We start from the raw sequence: 15839 nt of genomic DNA, 5'->3' as shown, positions 1-15839 counted from the left end.
TGGTGGACGTCCCCGTGCCGGGCCTGTCGTCCGTGCGTCCGTGCGTCCGTGCCGCGGCCGATCAGACTCCGCTGGGATCGCGTCCGGTGACGCAGTACAGCGCGTCGGCCGGATCGCTCAGGACGATCCAGTGCTCATGACGCTCCACCACGGTCGCGCCGAGCGACTCGTGCCACACGGCGGTGGCTTCGATGTCGCTCGCGGCCAAGTCGACATGCGCGCTGGTCGGGCGGTTCTCCCCGAGGCGCTGCAACAACAGCTGCACGGGTAGCTGCTGTTCCCCGGAGCGCAGGCGGGCGAATTCCGGCCGCCTGCCGGGCTGGAATGCCCACCCCGTCAGCAGCTTCCAAAAGCGGGTCTCCACCTCGTGGTCGAGCGGGCCGATATCGAGGCACACCTGGTCCAGGCGCGAGAACGTGCCGTCCGGGGCCCGGACGGCGGGTGCGGGCGTGCTCCTCGCGCGGCCGCTGGGCGTCAGGCAGAACGTCTGGCCGCCGGGGGAGCGCAGCACGGCGTAGTCCGGATGGTTGGCGACCAGCTCCGCCCCGAGGTCGAGGGCGGTGCGGACAGCGGAGGGGATGTGGTCGACGTCCAGGTCGAGGTGCACACCGCCCAGGCCGGTCACCGCTTGCATCTTGACGCTCGCCGCGGCGAACAGCGCGGGATCGGGCAACAAGGTGAGGAACTCGTCGTTCGGACCGCGCCGAGGGGAGAGCTCGGTGCCGGTGACCGTGGACCAGAACTTCGCGCAGTCGTCGAAACGCTGCGTCGGGCGGTCCAGGAAGACCCAGATCCACCGAATCATGTGCACTCCTGTCTTGTCGCCCGCAACAACGGTGATCGTGGTGCGCGAGGTCCCATGCGACCCCAGGTATGCGTGCCAGCCTTGTCGAGAAGATACCGGCGCTCCCGCGTTTGGCGCGAATTCGATGGTATGTGGCATTTCCGCCACTCGTTGCGTGGACATAGTTCCGGCAGGCTCATCGCGTGACCGAACTGCGGACGCCGCCCCCGAATTCCCTCGATACCGCGCCGCGCCGGCGCGTGCATCCGGCATGGCCGGTCGCGGGCGTCGGTTTCATCGCGCTGCTGGGCGCGGCCGGGTTCCGGTCGGTGCCCGGCGTGCTGATGGACCCGCTGCACGAGGAGTTCGGCTGGTCACACGCAACCATCGGGACCGCCGTTTCGCTGAATCTGCTGCTCTACGGGCTGATCTCCCCGTTCGCCGCCGCGCTGATGGACCGTTTCGGCATCCGCAGGGTGGTGACCTGTGCACTGCTGCTGGTCGCGGCGGGCAGCGGGCTGACGGTGTTCATGACCCGGCCTTGGCACCTGGTGCTGACCTGGGGGCTGCTGGTCGGAGTGGGTGTGGGGTCGATGTCGATGCCGTTCGTCGCGACGATCACCGGCCGGTGGTTCGTGCGTCAGCGCGGTCTGGTCACCGGGGTGCTCACCGCCGCGGGCGCGACCGGACAGCTGATCTTCCTTCCGCTGGTGTCGGCGCTGGCCCACGCGCACGGCTGGCGGGTGCCGTCGTTGATCGTCGCGGGCGCCGCGGTGGCGGTGGCGCCGCTGGCGCTGCTGTTCATCCGGGACTATCCCAGTGACCTGGGCGTGCGAGCCTATGGCGCCGAGCCGGACAGCGCGGTGGGCCTGCGGGTACCCGCCGCCGGTGGGGCATCGCGGGCGCTCACGGTGCTCGCCACCATCGCCCGCCGTCCCGGCTTCTGGTTGCTCGCGGGCGGGTTCGCGGTCTGTGGCGCGTCCACCAACGGTTTGGTCGGTACCCATTTCGTCACTGCCGCGCACGACCACGGCATGCCGCCGACCACCGCGGCGAGCCTGCTGGCCGTGGTCGGCATCTTCGACGTGGCGGGCACCATCGCCTCGGGCTGGCTGACCGACCGCATGGACCCGCGTTACCCGCTGATCGGCTACTACACGCTGCGCGGTCTGTCGCTGCTGATCCTGCCCGCGCTGCTCGGGCCGGGCATCCAGCCCGGTCTCTGGGTGTTCATCATCTTCTACGGCCTGGACTGGGTGGCCACGGTGCCGCCGACGGTCGTGCTGTGCCGCGAACTGTTCGGCGCCGATGGTCCGGTCGCGTTCGGCTGGGTGTTCGCCGCCCACCAGATCGGCTCGGCGGTGGCGGCCACCGGTGCCGGCGTCATCCGCGACCTCCAGGGCAGCTACGACCTCGCCTGGTATCTGGCGGGCGGTCTGTGCGGGGCCGCCGCGGTGATGTCGGCGGTCATTCGCCGAGTTCCGGTCCTCGGCGGGGCGCTCGGCTCGCGGTGAGCGGGCCGTGGAGAACTCAGCCGTCGATGGCGTTGTGCGAACGCGACTCGATGGCGGTGCGGGGACGGTCCCAGCGACTGGGCTCGTCTTTGCGGCGGGGCGGGCGATCGTTGGCGATGAGCACCGCGATCCAGGGCAGCGGGATCGACGCGACGATGATCAGGATGGACAGCAGCGGATTGCCGAACGTGCTGTAGGCGATCGCGGCAAGAACCAGGCACGGTATACGGAACGCCATGATGATCGTGTACCGGCGCACCCGGGCCCGGTGCTGATCTTCGAGAGAGGGCGCCGCCTCGGTGATCAGCACCGGGTGCTTGTCGTCATTGCCCGGGAAGTATCCGGGGGAACGGCGGGGCTGCGTCGGCATCGTCACGTCGGGGTGCTCTTCGCGGTCGCGGCCGTCGGCGGAGGGGGAATCGCCGTTCTGCTGCATACCCCGAGTCTTCCACTCGCGCTCGATCCGCGCACATACGGTCGTCTTCTGCTCCGAGATCGGGGGGCACATCCGATGCGATCGCGCGATCGGCTCCGCTCGGAGGACGTGGTCACCGCTGATGCGGCACCGTGCTCGGCCCGGTACCGCGCGATGCGGCATCATGGAATGCGTGAGCACCGACACCATGGTTCGCCCGGATACGACGACCGACGAGACGACGGGCGACGACACCCCGAAGTTCTTCCACTACGTGAAGAAGGACAGGATCGCCGAGAGCGCCGTCATGGGCACCCACGTGGTCGCGCTGTGCGGAGAGGTCTTCCCGGTGACCCGCTCGCCCAAGCCCGGCTCTCCGGTGTGCCCGGAGTGCAAGAAGGTCTACGACGGCCTACGCAAGGGCGAGTGAGACCTACAACTCGCCGGGCGAGGACTTCGCTCCGCGTAGACCGAACATCGCGTGCGAGCCGTCGGGCCCGGCCTCGTCCGGGCCCGCGGCGGCCTCGTTCCGGTCTGCCGTGTCCTCGTCGGCTCCGGCCTCTCCCTCTCCGCGCACCTGGCTGGCGATCCACTCCTTCACCTGCTCCATGCGCGTCGCCCGGGCGGGCCAGAACTCCTGTACCGCCGCGTTGAACTCCGCGCCCAGGATCACCGCGAAGCCCAGGAAGAACGTGAACAGCAGGAACGCGATCGGCGTCGCCAGCGCACCGTAGGTGACGCCGGTGCGGGTGACCCAGGACAGGTAGCGGCGCAGCACGTCGCTGGCCGCCATGAAGAAGACCCCGGCCACCAGGGCCCCGCCGAAGAGCCGGTGCCAGGGCAGCGAAGTGTGCAGCGCCAGCTTGTACAGCGTGGTCAGCCCGACGATCAGCAGCAGGCCGACGCCCGGGTAGTAGAAGAAATCCAGCAGTCCCAGTCCGGTCGCCCGCCAAGCGGTGGGCAGCACCCGCCCGATCAGCGTCGGCCCCAGCGCCACCAGCGGCAGGATGAACACCGACGCCACCAGGAACAGCACATACAGCAACAGTGCGAAGATGCGCTGCCACACCGGGTGCCGTGCGTCCTGCTGGTCGTGTGCCTCCACGATCGAGTCGACGAAGGTCGCCATCGCCGACGATCCGGCCCACAGCGACAGCACGAAGCCCACCGACACCACCGCGCCGCGCCCACGCCCGAGGACGTCCTGCACCGTGGGTTCGATGAGGTCGGAGACCACGTTCGCGCTGAACAGGTCCTGGCTGAACGCGATGATCTTGGACTCGACGATCTGCACCGTGTCCGGGCCGAACCAGCCGCCGACGTAACCGAGGCTGCCGAGTACCCCGAGCAGCAGCGGCGCCAGGGAGAGCGTCTGCCAGAACGCCGCCGCGGCCGACTTGGCGAAGATGGAATCCGCCCAGGCCTTCCGTGCCACCCGCATGATCAGCGCGGCGGCGCGCCTGCTCACCACCGCCGCCCGCGCGCCTGCGCGGTCGGTCCAGGTGGGGGCGCGCACGGCGGCGGCGCGGGGCGACAGTGCGTCGGTCCGCGGCGGATCGCCCGGGAGGGCGCGGTGCTCGGTCATCGTTCTTACAGCATCGCGCACTTCGGCGATCGGCATCGGACTGTGCGCGCGACGTGTCGATTCGCATCGGGTGAACGGCCGGTGTCCTGGCTGGTGGCCGTGTGATGCCCGTCGCGCCCGCCGCGTCGGTTTGGCGACACACCGTGGCGGGCCGCTAGGGTCGTCTGCGTGACTGGGTCGGGTGGCGCCGCTGTGGCGGGACAAGCAGAGACGCCGGGCGATTCGACAGCGGCGAGTACCGTCGTCGGCGGCTCGCTCCGCGCCTGGCAGCGACGGGCGCTGACGAAGTATCTGGCCACCGGGCCGCGGGACTTCCTCGCCGTGGCCACCCCGGGCGCGGGCAAGACCACCTTCGCGCTGCGGGTGGCCGCCGAACTGCTGGCCGACCGCACCGTGGACCAGATCACCGTGGTGGCGCCGACCGAGCATCTCAAGCATCAGTGGGCGCAGTCCGCCGCCCGCGCCGGGATCGCACTGGACTCACGGTTCTCCAATTCCACCGGCGGCACCTCGGGTGACTATCACGGCGTCGTGGTTACCTACGCGCAGGTCGCCGCGCATCCTTTCCGTCATCGCGTGCGCACCGAAAACCGCAGGACGCTCGTCGTTCTCGACGAGATCCATCACGCCGGAGACGCCAAGAGCTGGGGCGAGGCGACCGCCGAGGCATTCGGCGACGCCACCCGCCGCCTCGCGCTGACCGGTACACCGTTCCGCAGCGACGACAGCCAGATCCCGTTCGTCGTCTACGAACCCGACGAGTCCGGGTTCCCGAAGTCCCGTGCCGACCACACCTACGGTTACGCCGAGGCCCTCGCCGACGGCGTGGTGCGGCCGGTGGTCTTCCTGGCCTATTCCGGCGAGGCGCACTGGCGCGACAGCGCGGGGGAGGAGTATTCCGCGCGCCTCGGCGAGCCGCTGAACGCCGAACAGACCGCCCGCGCCTGGCGGACCGCGCTGGATCCGGCGGGCGACTGGATCTCCGCTGTGCTGCGCGCCGCCGACATCCGGCTGCGCCAGAAGCGCGCCTCCGGTATGCCGGACGCGGGCGGTCTGGTGATCGCCACCGACCAGGACCGTGCCCGCGACTACGCGGAACTGCTCGAACACATCTCGGGTGAGAAGCCCGCGCTGGTGCTCTCCGACGACCCGGCCTCCTCCAACCGGATCGCCGAATTCAGCAACAGCACCCAGCCCTGGATGGTCGCGGTCCGCATGGTGTCCGAGGGCGTCGACGTCCCGCGCCTGGCTGTCGGGGTGTACGCGACCAGCGCCTCCACCCCGCTGTACTTCGCACAGGCGATCGGGCGGTTCGTGCGTGCCCGCAAACCCGGCGAGACCGCGACCGTGTTCCTGCCGTCGGTGCCGGTGTTGCTGGATCTGGCCGCCCAGTTGGAGTTGCAGCGCGACCACGTCATCGGCAAGCCGCACCGGGAGAAGAACGGCCTCGACGACGACCTGCTGATCGAGGCGAACAAGCAGCAGGACGAGCCGGGCGAGCAGGAGAAGTCCTTCGTCGCGCTGGCCGCCGACGCCGAACTCGACCAGGTGATCTACGACGGATCCTCCTTCGGTACCGCGACTTTCGCCGGCAGCGACGAGGAGGCCGATTACCTGGGGATTCCGGGTCTGCTGGACGCCGAGCAGATGCGCGCGCTGCTGCGCGAGCGGCAGGCCAAACAGGTTTCCGAGCGCAGTGTTCCCGGGCCCGTCCCCGATCCCGGCGCGCAGGTGGCCGGAGCCGCGGAGCGGGTCGCCACGGCCGATCGGCTGGGCGAACTGCGACGTGAACTCAACAGCCTGGTGGCGATGCATCACCATCGCACCGGGAAACCGCACGGGGTGATCCACGGCGAGTTGCGCCGCGAGTGCGGTGGGCCACCGACCGCGCTGGCCTCCGCCGAGCAACTCGGTGAGCGCATCGCCGCGCTGCGCCGGAAGTAGCCCGCGTCAGCCGGCGGGCCAGGCGGTCATGGCGCAGTCGATGGACGCGGTGAGCTCCGCCGCCGACGCGCCGTCGCGTGCCTGGATGGACAGGCCGTAGAGGACCGTGGTGTAGAAACCGGCCAGTGCCGCGGTATCGGTGCCTTCCGGTAGGTCGCCCTCGGCGACGCCGCGATCGAGCCGCCGCCGGAGGTCTTCGGTGGTGTCGCGGCGCTTGTCGATCAGGAAGTCGCGGATGCCGGTGTTGCGGGTGGTGTAGGTGGATCCCGCGAGCACGACCATGCACCCGTGCGGCTTGTTCTCCTCGGTGTAAGCCCTCGCGTTGTCCCGCAACATCGCCTCGACAGCCGCCCGCGCGGTCGGCTCCTCGCGCAAGGCGCGGGCGGTGTAGCCGCCGTCGGTGTGCCCGTAGAGTTCCACGGCCGCGCGGAACAGCGCCTCCTTGCCCCCGAACGCGGCGTACAGGCTGGGGGAGTTGATCCCCATCGCGGTGGTGAGGTCGCTCATCGAGGTGCCCTCGTAGCCGTGCTCCCAGAACACTTCCATGGCACAGCGCAACGCCGCGGTGCGATCGAAGGCACGCGGTCGTCCCCGTTCAGCCATGCCGGACCTTTCTGTGTCGATCGTTAAATATACCCCTTGACACCCGTATGGCCGATCCGCTTGGCTATTTATGTATTGATCGACACAAAAATTGGAGGAGTACCTATGCCGGACCTCACGGGCAAGGCCGCGCTGGTCACCGGGGGCAGCCGCGGGATAGGGGCGGCGATCGCGCGCCGCCTCGCCGCGGCGGGCGCGGACGTGGCACTGACCTACCAGCACGCCGAAGGCCAGGCGAAGGCGGTGGTAGGTGATGTGCGGGCGCTGGGCCGCCGAGCCGTCGCGATCCAGGCCGACAGCGCCGATGCCCTGGCCGTGCGCGCGGCGGTGGACCGCGCCGCGGCCGAACTCGGCGGGCTGGACATCCTGGTCAACAACGCGGGGATCTTCCCGGCGAAGCCGTTCGAGGAGTTCACCCTCGCGGAGATCGACAACGCGCTCGGCGTGCACGCCCGCGCCGCGTTCGTCGGTGCGCAGGCCGCGGTCGCGCACATGACCGACGGCGGCCGGATCATCAGCATCGGCACCAACCTCACCGATCACGCGCCGTTCGACGGTCTGGCGCTCTACAACCTCAGCAAGTCGGCGCTCAACGGCTTCACCAAGGCGCTGGCGCGCGAACTGGGCCCGCGTGCGATCACGGTGAACCTCGTCCAGCCGGGCTCCACCGACACCGACATGAACCCCGTCGACGGCGCGCACGCGCAGCGGCAGCGTGACCTGACCGCGCTGGGTCGCTTCGGCGCCGCCGACGATGTCGCGGCGGCGGTGGCCTTCCTGGCCGGGCCGTCCGGTCGCAGCGTGACCGGCGCGTTCCTCACCGTGGACAGCGGCACCAACGCCTGATCATCCGGAGAAATACCGTCCCGGCGGGATGCCGACCGCCCGCCGGAACGCCGCGACGTAAGCGCTCGGCGTCCCGTAGCCGACCCGGCCCGCGATCCGGGCGACCGGCAGACCCGCGGCGAGCAGCGGCAGCGAAGCGGCCAGCCGGGCCTGCGTGCGCCACTGGCCGAAGCCCAGCCCGGTCTGCGACACGAACAACCGGGCCAGCGTGCGCGGGCTGGCGGCGACGTCGACGGCGAACTCGGCGAGCGTGCGCGGGTCGGCCGGATCGGCGGCGAGCGCGTCGGCCACCTGCCGTGCCCGGGGATCGGTGGGCAATCGCGCACCGACCGGAATCACCTGGACGGGCTCGAGCAGATCGAACACGACCGCCTCGGCCCGCGCTCGCTGCTCCCGGCCGGTGTCGGCCGTGGTGAGCAGGTCGAACAGTTCGTGCAAGAGCCGGGTCACGCGCAACATGGTCGGCACGGCGAACTCGACCGGACAGCGGCGGGGGTCGAGGAAGATGCCGCGCATCGCGGCGCCGTCGGAGGTGCCGGTTCGGTGCGCGACGCCCGCGGGGATCCACAGCGCCCTGGTCGGCGGTAGCACCCAGCGGTTGTCGTCCACCTCGACCGCGAGGACGCCGCGCGAGGCCCAGGCGATCTGGTGTTGCGGATGCTCGTGCCGCTCGAACCAGTGCCTGGCGGGCAGCACCCCGACCCCGAACACCATGGCGGTCGCGCCCGCCGGGGCGGGATGGACTACGGCGTGGCCGTTCTGCGACACAATTTGTCACCGTAGCCTGTCGTGCCCGGCGCGATCCGTTCCTAGCGTCACAGGCATGGCGATGAACATATTTCACCGATTGGTGTGCCGCTCGTCGATGTGGGAGAAGACCAGCGCGACGCGCATTGTGCCGTGGGCGCTGTCCGGCCTCGACCTGGGCGCCGACACCGTGGAGATCGGTCCCGGCTACGGCGCCAACGTCTCCGCGTTACTGGCCCGGACCTCGGCGCTCACCGGTGTCGAAATCGATCCGGCGTTGGCGACCCGGCTACGCGAGCGGCACGGCGGAGCGATGACGGTGATCGACGGCGACGGCGCCGACATGCCCTTGCCCCCGGGAGGATTCGACTCCGTGGTCTGCTTCACCATGCTGCACCACGTGCCGACACCCGGCAGGCAGGACGCGCTGTTCGCCGAAGCCCTGCGGGTCCTGCGCCCGGGCGGGGTCTTCGCGGGCAGCGACGGGCTCGACGGCCGCCTGTTCCGGCTCATGCACCTCGGCGACACCTGTGTGCCCGTGCCGCCGGAGACCGCCACCGACCGGCTGCGCCGGATCGGCTTCACCGATGTGCGGATCGACATCGGCGCTTCGAGCTTCCGCTTCCGCGCCATACGGCCTGAGTGAGGTCCAGTACGTCGCCGACATGGCCGTGGGGCGGTCGAAACCATCGCCGTCGAACGGACCGGATCGGACTTGTCAGGTCGGGGCGGATCACATTCGTACTCGCGGTCTGTCGAGGAATTTTCGGCTGGGCGGCGTTGCGCCGACGACGCCGAGTCACGGCTATGTCGCTCTCGCCAGTGGCCCGTACCACCGCGACGGGCGCGTCAGCTGTCGCCCGGCCGTTCAGTCGGGCGTCGTTGTGAAGAATCGCCGCGGGTCCAGCGCACTGATCGGCGTCCACCGCGCCTGCGGTGCGGGCTCGTCCGAATCCGTCGGCGCGGCAGCGAAATAATCCTGGATCGCCAAAGCGAGGCGCGGATTCTCGTCGACTTGGCGCGCCATCTCGTAGTAGACGGCCAGGACGTGGACGCACCGGGCCTTGCGCGCCGTGCACGAGCAGTCGGTGCCCGCGAGCTGTGGCCCGAGCGCGATCCCGGCCGCGCTGATCGCGCGGTGCGTGTCGTCGGTCAGCAGGGTCGGGTCCGGCGCGATCGCGGCTATCGCGGTGATCGTCTGCCGGGACAGCGGCGCTACCTCCACGTGGGTCAGCGACGCCTCGCCGCCGCGGTGGATGGTGGCCCGCACCACCCGGCCCTCGACGGTGGCTCGCACGCCGTTGTTGCGGGCGACGCTGCGCGCGCGGGGCAGTAGCGGGTCCGGCCGGGTCTGGCGCAGCGGCTCGGCCAGCCGCACCCAGTCCATGCCCCACGCCGTGTAGCCGAATTCGTTGTCCGCCATCAATTCTCCCTCTTTCGCCGCAGGACCTCGATCAGCCGGTCGTCGTCCAGGGCGGCCAGGACGGCGATGCCCGCCGCGTCGCCCAGGTCGCGCAGCGCGGCCTTGCGGTCGTGCATGCCCGCGATGTGCTCCTCCACGGTGGTGGCCGAGGTGAGTGTGGTGACGGTGACCGTGCGGGTCTGGCCGATCCGGTGGACCCGGTCGGAGGCCTGGGCCTCCACCGCGGGGTTCCACCAGCGATCGAAGTGGACGACGTCGGCGGCGCGGGTCAGCGTGAGCCCGGTGCCCGCCGCCCGCAGGCTGAGCACCAGCACCGGCGGTCCGTCCTCGGCTTGGAACCGCGTGACGATCTCGGCGCGCTCGGCCTGAGAGAGCCCGCCGTGGAAGAAGGGCGCCCGCACTCCGAACTGTTCGGCGAGGTGCCGCACCAGCAGCTCACCGGTCTGGCGGTACTGCGTGAAGATCAAGGTCGGACTGTCGGTTTCGAGATTGGTGGCGACGATGTCGGTGCACAGGTCGAGTTTTCCGGAGCGGCCGGCCAGTTCGTGGAGCTCGCCGGTGATCAGCCCGGGATGGTTGCACACCTGCTTGAGAGCGGTCAGCGCCGCGAGCACGCGGCCGTGGCGCTCGATGCCCGCGCCGAATCCGTCCTCGACGGCTTTGTCGAGCAGGTGGTCGTAGAGCCGCTCCTGTTCGGCGGTGAGGTCGCAGAGCAGGTCGCTGTGGATCTTCGCGGGCAGCGCTGCGGCGACCTGGCTCTTCGTGCGGGCCAGCACCACGGGTTCGATGGTGTCGCGCAGACGCGCCGCGGCGGCGGCCGAACCCTCGTGGATCGGCCGCACGAAACGGCGCCGGAACTGCGTCCGGTGCCCGAACAGCCGGGGCGCCACCAGGTGCAGCAGGGCCCACAGCTCCTCGAGGTGGTTCTCGACCGGCGTGCCGGTCAGCGCCACTGTCGCGGCCGCGTCGATCGCGCGCGCGGCCTTCGCGACCTGGGTGCGTGGATTCTTCAGCGCCTGCGCCTCGTCGAAGACGGCTGTCGCCCAGTCGCGCTGCGTCAGCAGCCGTCCGTGTAGCCGCAAGGTCGGATAGCCGGTGACGACCACGGTGGCGGGGTCGGTGTCGAGGGCGCCGCCGCGCCAGACGGCGACCCGCAGTCCCGGCGCGAACCGGCCGATCTCGTGTGCCCAGTTGCCGACCAGTGAGGTCGGGCACACCACCAACTGTGGACCGGTCGCGGCGCGGTCGAGCAAGAAGCCGATGGCCTGCACGGTCTTGCCGAGCCCCATCTCGTCGGCGAGCACCGCGCCCCCGTGCGCGGCCACGGTCTCGCGCAGCCAGCCGATTCCGCGGGCCTGGTAGGGACGCAGGCGCGCTTTCAGCGTCGACCGCAGATCCGCGGTGAGGGCCTCGGTGTCGTGCAGTACGCGCAACGCCCGGTGCGCGGAGACGACCGCCGTGCCGGACGCGTCGGGCACGGCATGCGCGGCGATGGGCAGGGCATCGGTCTCCGGGCCGGGCGGCTCCCCGGCCAGTGCGGAGCGCACGATGCGCTGCCAGGCCGAGACGGACTCTCCGGCGTGCTCGAGCGTCGAGTCGGCGAAGGTCGCGGGATCCACCAAGACGGCGTCGACGTCGGTGACCTCCAGGGTTCCGTCCGCGGCGGCCGGGACGGCCAGCGCGACGGTCGCGCGGTCACCCGGTCCGGACGGGGCCGGATCCGTGGCGTGTCCCGCCCAGGTCCAGAGTGCGAACATGTGCCGATCCGGTAGGTAAGTGGCATGTGTGCTGGGCAGGACGCACCCCTTGAATCAACGTATGGCGTACGGAGTAAATTGACAACGTACACCGTACCGAATTTTGTTCCGAGGAGCCGGTGAGCGACGACGTCACACCCGACCAGGCCAGGCAGCTGATGAGCTTGCTCTGGCGGCACGAGCTTCCGCCGCGGCCGGTCGGGCGCGGTCCGAAGCAGACGGTCACCGTCGACGCGGTGGTCGCGGCGGCGGTCGCGCTCGCCGACCGGGAGGGCTACGAGAAGGTCACCATTCGCACGGTCGCCGCCGAACTGGGGCTGCGGCCGATGAGTTTGTACACCTACGTGCCGAGCAAGGACGCGCTGACGGTCCTGATGGTCGACGCGGTCGCCGACGAGGACCCACCGATACCGGCGGATCTACCGCCGCGTGAGCGCTTGGCCGGGGTGGCCCGCCGGGTCCGTGCGGAGTTCGTCGCGCACCCCTGGCTGCTCGAGGTGCCGCCCTGGCGGCTCGTGCTCGGGCCGGGACGGATGCGCCGCTATGAGCGGCAGCTCGCCGCGATCGAGGGGCTCGGCATGCCGGATGTGGTGATGGACCGGGTGATCGCCGTGCTGTCGGAGTTCGCCGCCGGTAACGCGCGCATGGCGGTGGCAGCTGCCCGCGAGAACGGGCGGATGAGCGACGCGGAGTGGTGGGAGGTGCACGGGCCGCTGCTGGCCGAGGTCATGCCGCCGAGCCGGTTCCCGCTCTCGTCGCGCGTCGGTGCGGCGGTCGGCGAGCTGTACCAGGCGCCCGCCGACCCGGACGGTGCGTTCGAATACGGCCTGGCCAGGCTGTTGGACGGCATCCTCGCCTGCGTGTCCGGGGACTGATCGCCGCCCGGACACGCCGGCAGCGGGCGACCTGTTGGTCGCCCGCTGCCGGTGGAAACGGTGTTCTGTTGTCCGATGCTGTTGTGTCAGGACGCGAGGAGCGAATCAGAGGGCGGGAGCGGACTCCGTGTCGATCACGGCGTCCAGCTCACGCAGCCGATCCATGTGTTCGTTCGCGTGGTGCTGGCAGAAGAGCAACTCTCCACCTGCGGGCAGTACGGCACGCACTCGGGCAGCCGCCCCGCAGCGGTCGCAACGATCGACCGCGGTCAGTGGGGTGCTTGTCAGGGTTCCTGGCATGACTCCTCCGTCCTGGCTCCCGGTCCCGACGACCGTTCACCTGGTGTGGGGCCCGTGGTCACTCACCACGAGCTCGCTACCGCTACTTCCCAGCAGGGGTATGACTACTCTGTCAGACGTTCGGGACGGGGGACTTTGTTCCCGCGTATGAAGCAGTGTGTTTTCGATAACACGACCTGGGATTTCGCTACGGGCGAACGCCACAGGTCATGTCGCCGATGTGCACTGCGTCACACCTCGATCGACCGATCCAGTTGTCTACCGGGAGATTACCCGTGACCTATGACACTCACACGCTTGTTCACCTATGCACTTCGGAGGAATGGCTTTCCGCTCGGCAAACGGGGGAGTACCGTGCGCCCTCGCTCGCCGAAGCGGGATTCATCCACCTCTCGGCGCCGCAGCAGGTGCACCTGCCCGCGAACCGATTGTTCCGAGGACGGCGCGATCTGGTGTTGTTGCGTATCGACCCCGATCGGGTCGGGTCACCGATCGAATGGGAGCCGGGCGTGCCGACCGATCCGGAAGCGATGCTCTTCCCGCACCTGTACGGGCCTTTGCCGGTGGCCGCGGTCACGGGCGTCGAGGAGTACCTGCCCGGGGCGGACGGGACATTCGCCCCCTTGGCGGAGTGACTATCGGTCGCGGATCTCGCGCGCCACGATGGCGGCTTGAACCCGCGACCGCACACCCAGTTTCGTCAGGACCCGGGAGACATGCGTCTTGACGGTCGTTTCGCCGATGAACAGGCGGCCCGCGATCTGCGCGTTGGACAGGCCGTCGCCGAGACAATCGAGCACTTCGCGTTCCCGGTCGGTGAGTTCGTCGAGCCCGGCGGGAGCCGGTTGCGCGGCAGGCTGATTCGACGAGGCGAATGCCGATATCACAGCTCGCGTCACTTCCGGAGCCAGCACGCCGTCCCCCGCCGCCACCGCGCGCACCGCCTCGACCAGCGCCCGCCCCGACGTGGATTTCAGCACGAATCCCGAGGCGCCCGCGCGCAGCGTGCGAAAGACGTACTCGTCCAGATCGAATGTGGTCAGGATGAGCACCTTCGCCAGGCCGTCGGCGGTGATCCGCTCGGTGGCGGCGATTCCGTCCATCCCGGGCATCCGCACGTCCATCAGCACCACCTGTGGCCGTAGCGCTTTGGCCTGCGCCACCGCGACATCGCCGTCGGCCGCCTCGCCGACCACCTCGATATCGTCCTCGACGTCCAGGATCATCCGCAGACCCGCGCGGATCGCGGCGTGGTCATCGGCGATCACCACCCGAATCGTCATGCGGCACCGGCGCAGCCGAGCGGCAGCCGGGCCACGACTTCCCAATGGCCGCAATCCGTTCCGGCGCGCAGGCTTCCGCCGAGCGCTCCGGCCCGCTCGCGCATATTCACCAGACCGCGGCGCGCCGCTCCGGCCGCCGGGGCCGGCCGCGCCGATACGGTCCGGTTGCGGACGGATATCCTCAGCATCTCGTCTTCGGCCCGCACATCGATGCGAACCTCCTGTCCCGGTGCGTGTTTCATTGCGTTGGTCAAAGCCTCCTGGACGATGCGATAGGCGGTCTGGTCGACCGCGCTGGGCAGCGAAGCACCGTCCAGCGCTTCGCGCACCCGCACCGAGATGCCCGCCGCGCGTGCGGCGTCCACCAGGATCGGCAACTGGGCGAGGGTGCGCGGTGCGGCGAGCTCCGCCGCGGTGTCGTCGCTGCGCAGCAACCCGATCATGGTGCGCATCTCCTCCAGCGCGCTGACGCTGTTCGAACGGATGGCTCGCATGATTCCGGCCACCGCAGGGTCGGCGTCGCGGCGGGCCAGCACCCCCAGCGCCGCCTCCGAGTGCAGCGCGATGGCCGACAGATGCCCGGCGATCACGTCGTGCAGGTCGCGCGCCATCGTGGTGCGCTCGTCGGCGATGGCCGCGCGGCGGTCGAGTTCGGCGACCAGGGCCAGCGCCTCTGCACGGCTCCGCTCGGCATGCGCGACCTCCTTGTGCGTGCGCACCGAACTGGCCCACCAGATCGGCGTCGCGACGAAACTGAACGCCCCTACCAGCGCCAGCGCGACGGCGCGCGGATCGCCGGTCAGCGCGAGGGCCGACACCACGATGATGCCGGACAGCGCCGACCAGATCAGGGCCGTGATCCGCGACGCCCGGCGCCCGGCGTAGAGCACGGCCGCGTAGATCAGGTCGGCGTAGATGATCCACACCGGCACCGTGGCGCCGAGCCGGATGTCCACCGCCAGGGGCAGGAGCCCACCCAGCATGGCCGCGACCGGCGTCCGGCGCCGGGCGAAGGTCGCCAGGCACAGCGCGGCGAGCACGCTCGAACGCGCCCACAACGACACCTGCTCGCCCACCTCGGTCATCGTGGACAGGCCGGTGAGGTACAGCGCCTCGCCACCGGCGAACGCGATTACCGCGCCCAGCGCGTCCCGCGTCCGCTCCGGCACATCCGACCACCGCCGCACGCCTCCATCACAGCACAGCGCCCGCGACGCGCCATCGGCCGAAGTGATGACCGATCCGGTCGCGGGCGGGTGATCCGGTTAGTCTGGAGGGTGTGAACGTCGACGTCACCGCACTACCCGGCATCGGTGTCCGCAAGGACTTCGAAGTGCGTTCCGGTCGCCGAATCGGCGTGGTCGCCCACCGCGACGGTGATATCGACCTGATCGTCTCCAAGCTCGACGACTTGGACGCCTGTGCCGCCCAGATTCCGCTGACCACCGATGAAGCGGCGGTCCTGGCCAATCTGCTCGGCGCGCCGCAACTGGTCGCCAAACTCAACGACGACCATCGGGACCTGCCCGGGATCACCACGCGCCAGCTGCCGATCGGGGACGACTCCCCGTACGACGGCCGCACCCTCGGTGAGACCGAGATGCGCACCCGCACGAAGGTCTCCATCGTCGCGGTCATGCGGGCCGGGCAGCTGCATCCCTCGCCCGGTCCCGATTTCACCTTCACCGCGGGCGATCTGCTCGTGGTCGTCGGCACGCCGGAGGGCTTGGATGCCGCCGCGAAGATCTTGACCCACGGCTGAG

18 protein-coding genes are annotated in these 15839 nt (G+C 70.2%); 8 read left to right on the top strand and 10 right to left on the bottom strand.

The window, feature by feature from the left end:
• Positions 1 to 61 precede the first annotated feature (61 nt).
• Positions 62 to 805 carry a VOC family protein gene (locus NA8_RS10340; protein ID WP_063050156.1) on the bottom strand — a complete coding sequence of 248 codons (744 nt, stop codon included), beginning with the start codon at positions 803 to 805 and terminating at the stop codon, positions 62 to 64.
• 182 nt (positions 806 to 987) lie between these two features.
• On the opposite strand from NA8_RS10340, the gene NA8_RS10335 reads away from it, so the two are divergent.
• Positions 988 to 2298, top strand: coding sequence for an MFS transporter (locus tag NA8_RS10335; protein WP_063050155.1), 1311 nt, complete (start codon positions 988 to 990; stop codon positions 2296 to 2298).
• Between the two features lie 16 nt (positions 2299 to 2314).
• On the opposite strand, the gene NA8_RS10330 is transcribed toward NA8_RS10335, so the two are convergent.
• Positions 2315 to 2668, bottom strand: coding sequence for a DUF3099 domain-containing protein (locus NA8_RS10330; RefSeq protein WP_063050238.1), 354 nt, complete (start codon positions 2666 to 2668; stop codon positions 2315 to 2317).
• Between the two features lie 229 nt (positions 2669 to 2897).
• Here NA8_RS10330 and NA8_RS10325 point away from each other — a divergent pair, with 229 nt between their 5' ends.
• Positions 2898 to 3143 carry a DUF3039 domain-containing protein gene (locus tag NA8_RS10325; protein ID WP_085994906.1) on the top strand — a complete coding sequence of 82 codons (246 nt, stop codon included), beginning with the start codon at positions 2898 to 2900 and terminating at the stop codon, positions 3141 to 3143.
• 3 nt (positions 3144 to 3146) lie between these two features.
• Here the strand turns inward: NA8_RS10325 and NA8_RS10320 are convergent, their stop codons facing one another.
• A complete protein-coding gene (locus tag NA8_RS10320; RefSeq protein ID WP_169810486.1) occupies positions 3147 to 4154 on the bottom strand; it encodes a YihY/virulence factor BrkB family protein in 1008 nt (335 codons plus the stop codon).
• 336 nt (positions 4155 to 4490) lie between these two features.
• On the opposite strand from NA8_RS10320, the gene NA8_RS10315 reads away from it, so the two are divergent.
• On the top strand, positions 4491 to 6242 hold the full coding sequence (locus NA8_RS10315) for a DEAD/DEAH box helicase (RefSeq protein ID WP_063050154.1): 1752 nt from the start codon (positions 4491 to 4493) through the stop codon (positions 6240 to 6242).
• Positions 6243 to 6248: 6 nt separating this feature from the next.
• Here NA8_RS10315 and NA8_RS10310 read toward each other — a convergent pair whose 3' ends face one another.
• The gene (locus NA8_RS10310; protein ID WP_063050153.1) at positions 6249 to 6845 is read right to left on the bottom strand and encodes a TetR/AcrR family transcriptional regulator; all 597 of its coding nucleotides are present in this window, start codon (positions 6843 to 6845) and stop codon (positions 6249 to 6251) included.
• Positions 6846 to 6950: 105 nt separating this feature from the next.
• Here NA8_RS10310 and NA8_RS10305 point away from each other — a divergent pair, with 105 nt between their 5' ends.
• Positions 6951 to 7691, top strand: a complete 741-nt coding sequence (locus NA8_RS10305; protein ID WP_063050152.1) for an SDR family NAD(P)-dependent oxidoreductase — start codon at positions 6951 to 6953, stop codon at positions 7689 to 7691.
• On the opposite strand, the gene NA8_RS10300 is transcribed toward NA8_RS10305, so the two are convergent.
• Positions 7692 to 8459 (bottom strand): AraC family transcriptional regulator, encoded by a 768-nt coding sequence (locus NA8_RS10300; RefSeq protein WP_245663756.1) that lies wholly within the window; start codon positions 8457 to 8459, stop codon positions 7692 to 7694.
• Between the two features lie 55 nt (positions 8460 to 8514).
• Here NA8_RS10300 and NA8_RS10295 point away from each other — a divergent pair, with 55 nt between their 5' ends.
• Positions 8515 to 9084 carry a class I SAM-dependent methyltransferase gene (locus NA8_RS10295; protein WP_169810483.1) on the top strand — a complete coding sequence of 190 codons (570 nt, stop codon included), beginning with the start codon at positions 8515 to 8517 and terminating at the stop codon, positions 9082 to 9084.
• Positions 9085 to 9306: 222 nt separating this feature from the next.
• On the opposite strand, the gene NA8_RS10290 is transcribed toward NA8_RS10295, so the two are convergent.
• Both NA8_RS10290 and NA8_RS10285 read right to left on the bottom strand, forming a co-directional pair.
• The gene (locus NA8_RS10290; protein ID WP_063050150.1) at positions 9307 to 9861 is read right to left on the bottom strand and encodes an SWIM zinc finger family protein; all 555 of its coding nucleotides are present in this window, start codon (positions 9859 to 9861) and stop codon (positions 9307 to 9309) included.
• Positions 9861 to 11618 (bottom strand): DEAD/DEAH box helicase, encoded by a 1758-nt coding sequence (locus NA8_RS10285; RefSeq protein WP_063050149.1) that lies wholly within the window; start codon positions 11616 to 11618, stop codon positions 9861 to 9863. The genes NA8_RS10290 and NA8_RS10285 overlap by 1 nt, the downstream gene beginning before the upstream one ends.
• A 158-nt stretch (positions 11619 to 11776) precedes the next feature.
• Here NA8_RS10285 and NA8_RS10280 point away from each other — a divergent pair, with 158 nt between their 5' ends.
• On the top strand, positions 11777 to 12493 hold the full coding sequence (locus NA8_RS10280; protein WP_063050236.1) for a TetR/AcrR family transcriptional regulator C-terminal domain-containing protein: 717 nt from the start codon (positions 11777 to 11779) through the stop codon (positions 12491 to 12493).
• Positions 12494 to 12598: 105 nt separating this feature from the next.
• Here the strand turns inward: NA8_RS10280 and NA8_RS10275 are convergent, their stop codons facing one another.
• Positions 12599 to 12793: a DUF7455 domain-containing protein gene (locus NA8_RS10275; protein ID WP_036538000.1), complete on the bottom strand. Its 195-nt coding sequence runs from the start codon at positions 12791 to 12793 to the stop codon at positions 12599 to 12601.
• A 275-nt stretch (positions 12794 to 13068) separates the two neighbouring features.
• Here NA8_RS10275 and NA8_RS10270 point away from each other — a divergent pair, with 275 nt between their 5' ends.
• Positions 13069 to 13428 carry a DUF952 domain-containing protein gene (locus tag NA8_RS10270; RefSeq protein ID WP_063050148.1) on the top strand — a complete coding sequence of 120 codons (360 nt, stop codon included), beginning with the start codon at positions 13069 to 13071 and terminating at the stop codon, positions 13426 to 13428.
• On the opposite strand, the gene NA8_RS10265 is transcribed toward NA8_RS10270, so the two are convergent.
• Both NA8_RS10265 and NA8_RS10260 read right to left on the bottom strand, forming a co-directional pair.
• A complete protein-coding gene (locus NA8_RS10265; RefSeq protein ID WP_063050147.1) occupies positions 13429 to 14076 on the bottom strand; it encodes a response regulator in 648 nt (215 codons plus the stop codon).
• Entirely contained in the window at positions 14073 to 15245 is a 1173-nt protein-coding gene (locus NA8_RS10260) for a sensor histidine kinase (RefSeq protein WP_245663755.1), read from the bottom strand. The genes NA8_RS10265 and NA8_RS10260 overlap by 4 nt, the downstream gene beginning before the upstream one ends.
• 110 nt (positions 15246 to 15355) lie before the next feature.
• Between NA8_RS10260 and NA8_RS10255 the strand changes: the two genes are divergently transcribed.
• Complete coding sequence (locus NA8_RS10255) at positions 15356 to 15838, top strand: cation:proton antiporter regulatory subunit (RefSeq protein ID WP_063050145.1); 483 nt, start codon at positions 15356 to 15358, stop codon at positions 15836 to 15838.
• The last annotated feature ends 1 nt before the right edge of the window (position 15839 follow it).

The sequence above is a fragment of the Nocardia arthritidis NBRC 100137 genome, from assembly GCF_001612765.1.
Lineage (GTDB): Bacteria > Actinomycetota > Actinomycetes > Mycobacteriales > Mycobacteriaceae > Nocardia > Nocardia arthritidis.
Note: the sequence above shows the minus strand (reverse complement) of the source record. Positions and strands in the feature narration are given on the sequence as shown.

Coding starts and splice junctions, on each gene's coding strand:
- NA8_RS10295 (WP_169810483.1), top strand. CDS start 8,515: ATGGCGATGAACATATTTCACCGATTGGTGTGCCGCTCGTCGATGTGG.
- NA8_RS10325 (WP_085994906.1), top strand. CDS start 2,898: ATGGAATGCGTGAGCACCGACACCATGGTTCGCCCGGATACGACGACC.
- NA8_RS10310 (WP_063050153.1), bottom strand. CDS start 6,845: ATGGCTGAACGGGGACGACCGCGTGCCTTCGATCGCACCGCGGCGTTG.
- NA8_RS10330 (WP_063050238.1), bottom strand. CDS start 2,668: ATGCCGACGCAGCCCCGCCGTTCCCCCGGATACTTCCCGGGCAATGAC.
- NA8_RS10275 (WP_036538000.1), bottom strand. CDS start 12,793: ATGCCAGGAACCCTGACAAGCACCCCACTGACCGCGGTCGATCGTTGC.
- NA8_RS10285 (WP_063050149.1), bottom strand. CDS start 11,618: ATGTTCGCACTCTGGACCTGGGCGGGACACGCCACGGATCCGGCCCCG.
- NA8_RS10305 (WP_063050152.1), top strand. CDS start 6,951: ATGCCGGACCTCACGGGCAAGGCCGCGCTGGTCACCGGGGGCAGCCGC.
- NA8_RS10320 (WP_169810486.1), bottom strand. CDS start 4,154: ATGCGGGTGGCACGGAAGGCCTGGGCGGATTCCATCTTCGCCAAGTCG.
- NA8_RS10280 (WP_063050236.1), top strand. CDS start 11,777: ATGAGCTTGCTCTGGCGGCACGAGCTTCCGCCGCGGCCGGTCGGGCGC.
- NA8_RS10265 (WP_063050147.1), bottom strand. CDS start 14,076: ATGACGATTCGGGTGGTGATCGCCGATGACCACGCCGCGATCCGCGCG.
- NA8_RS10340 (WP_063050156.1), bottom strand. CDS start 805: ATGATTCGGTGGATCTGGGTCTTCCTGGACCGCCCGACGCAGCGTTTC.
- NA8_RS10290 (WP_063050150.1), bottom strand. CDS start 9,861: ATGGCGGACAACGAATTCGGCTACACGGCGTGGGGCATGGACTGGGTG.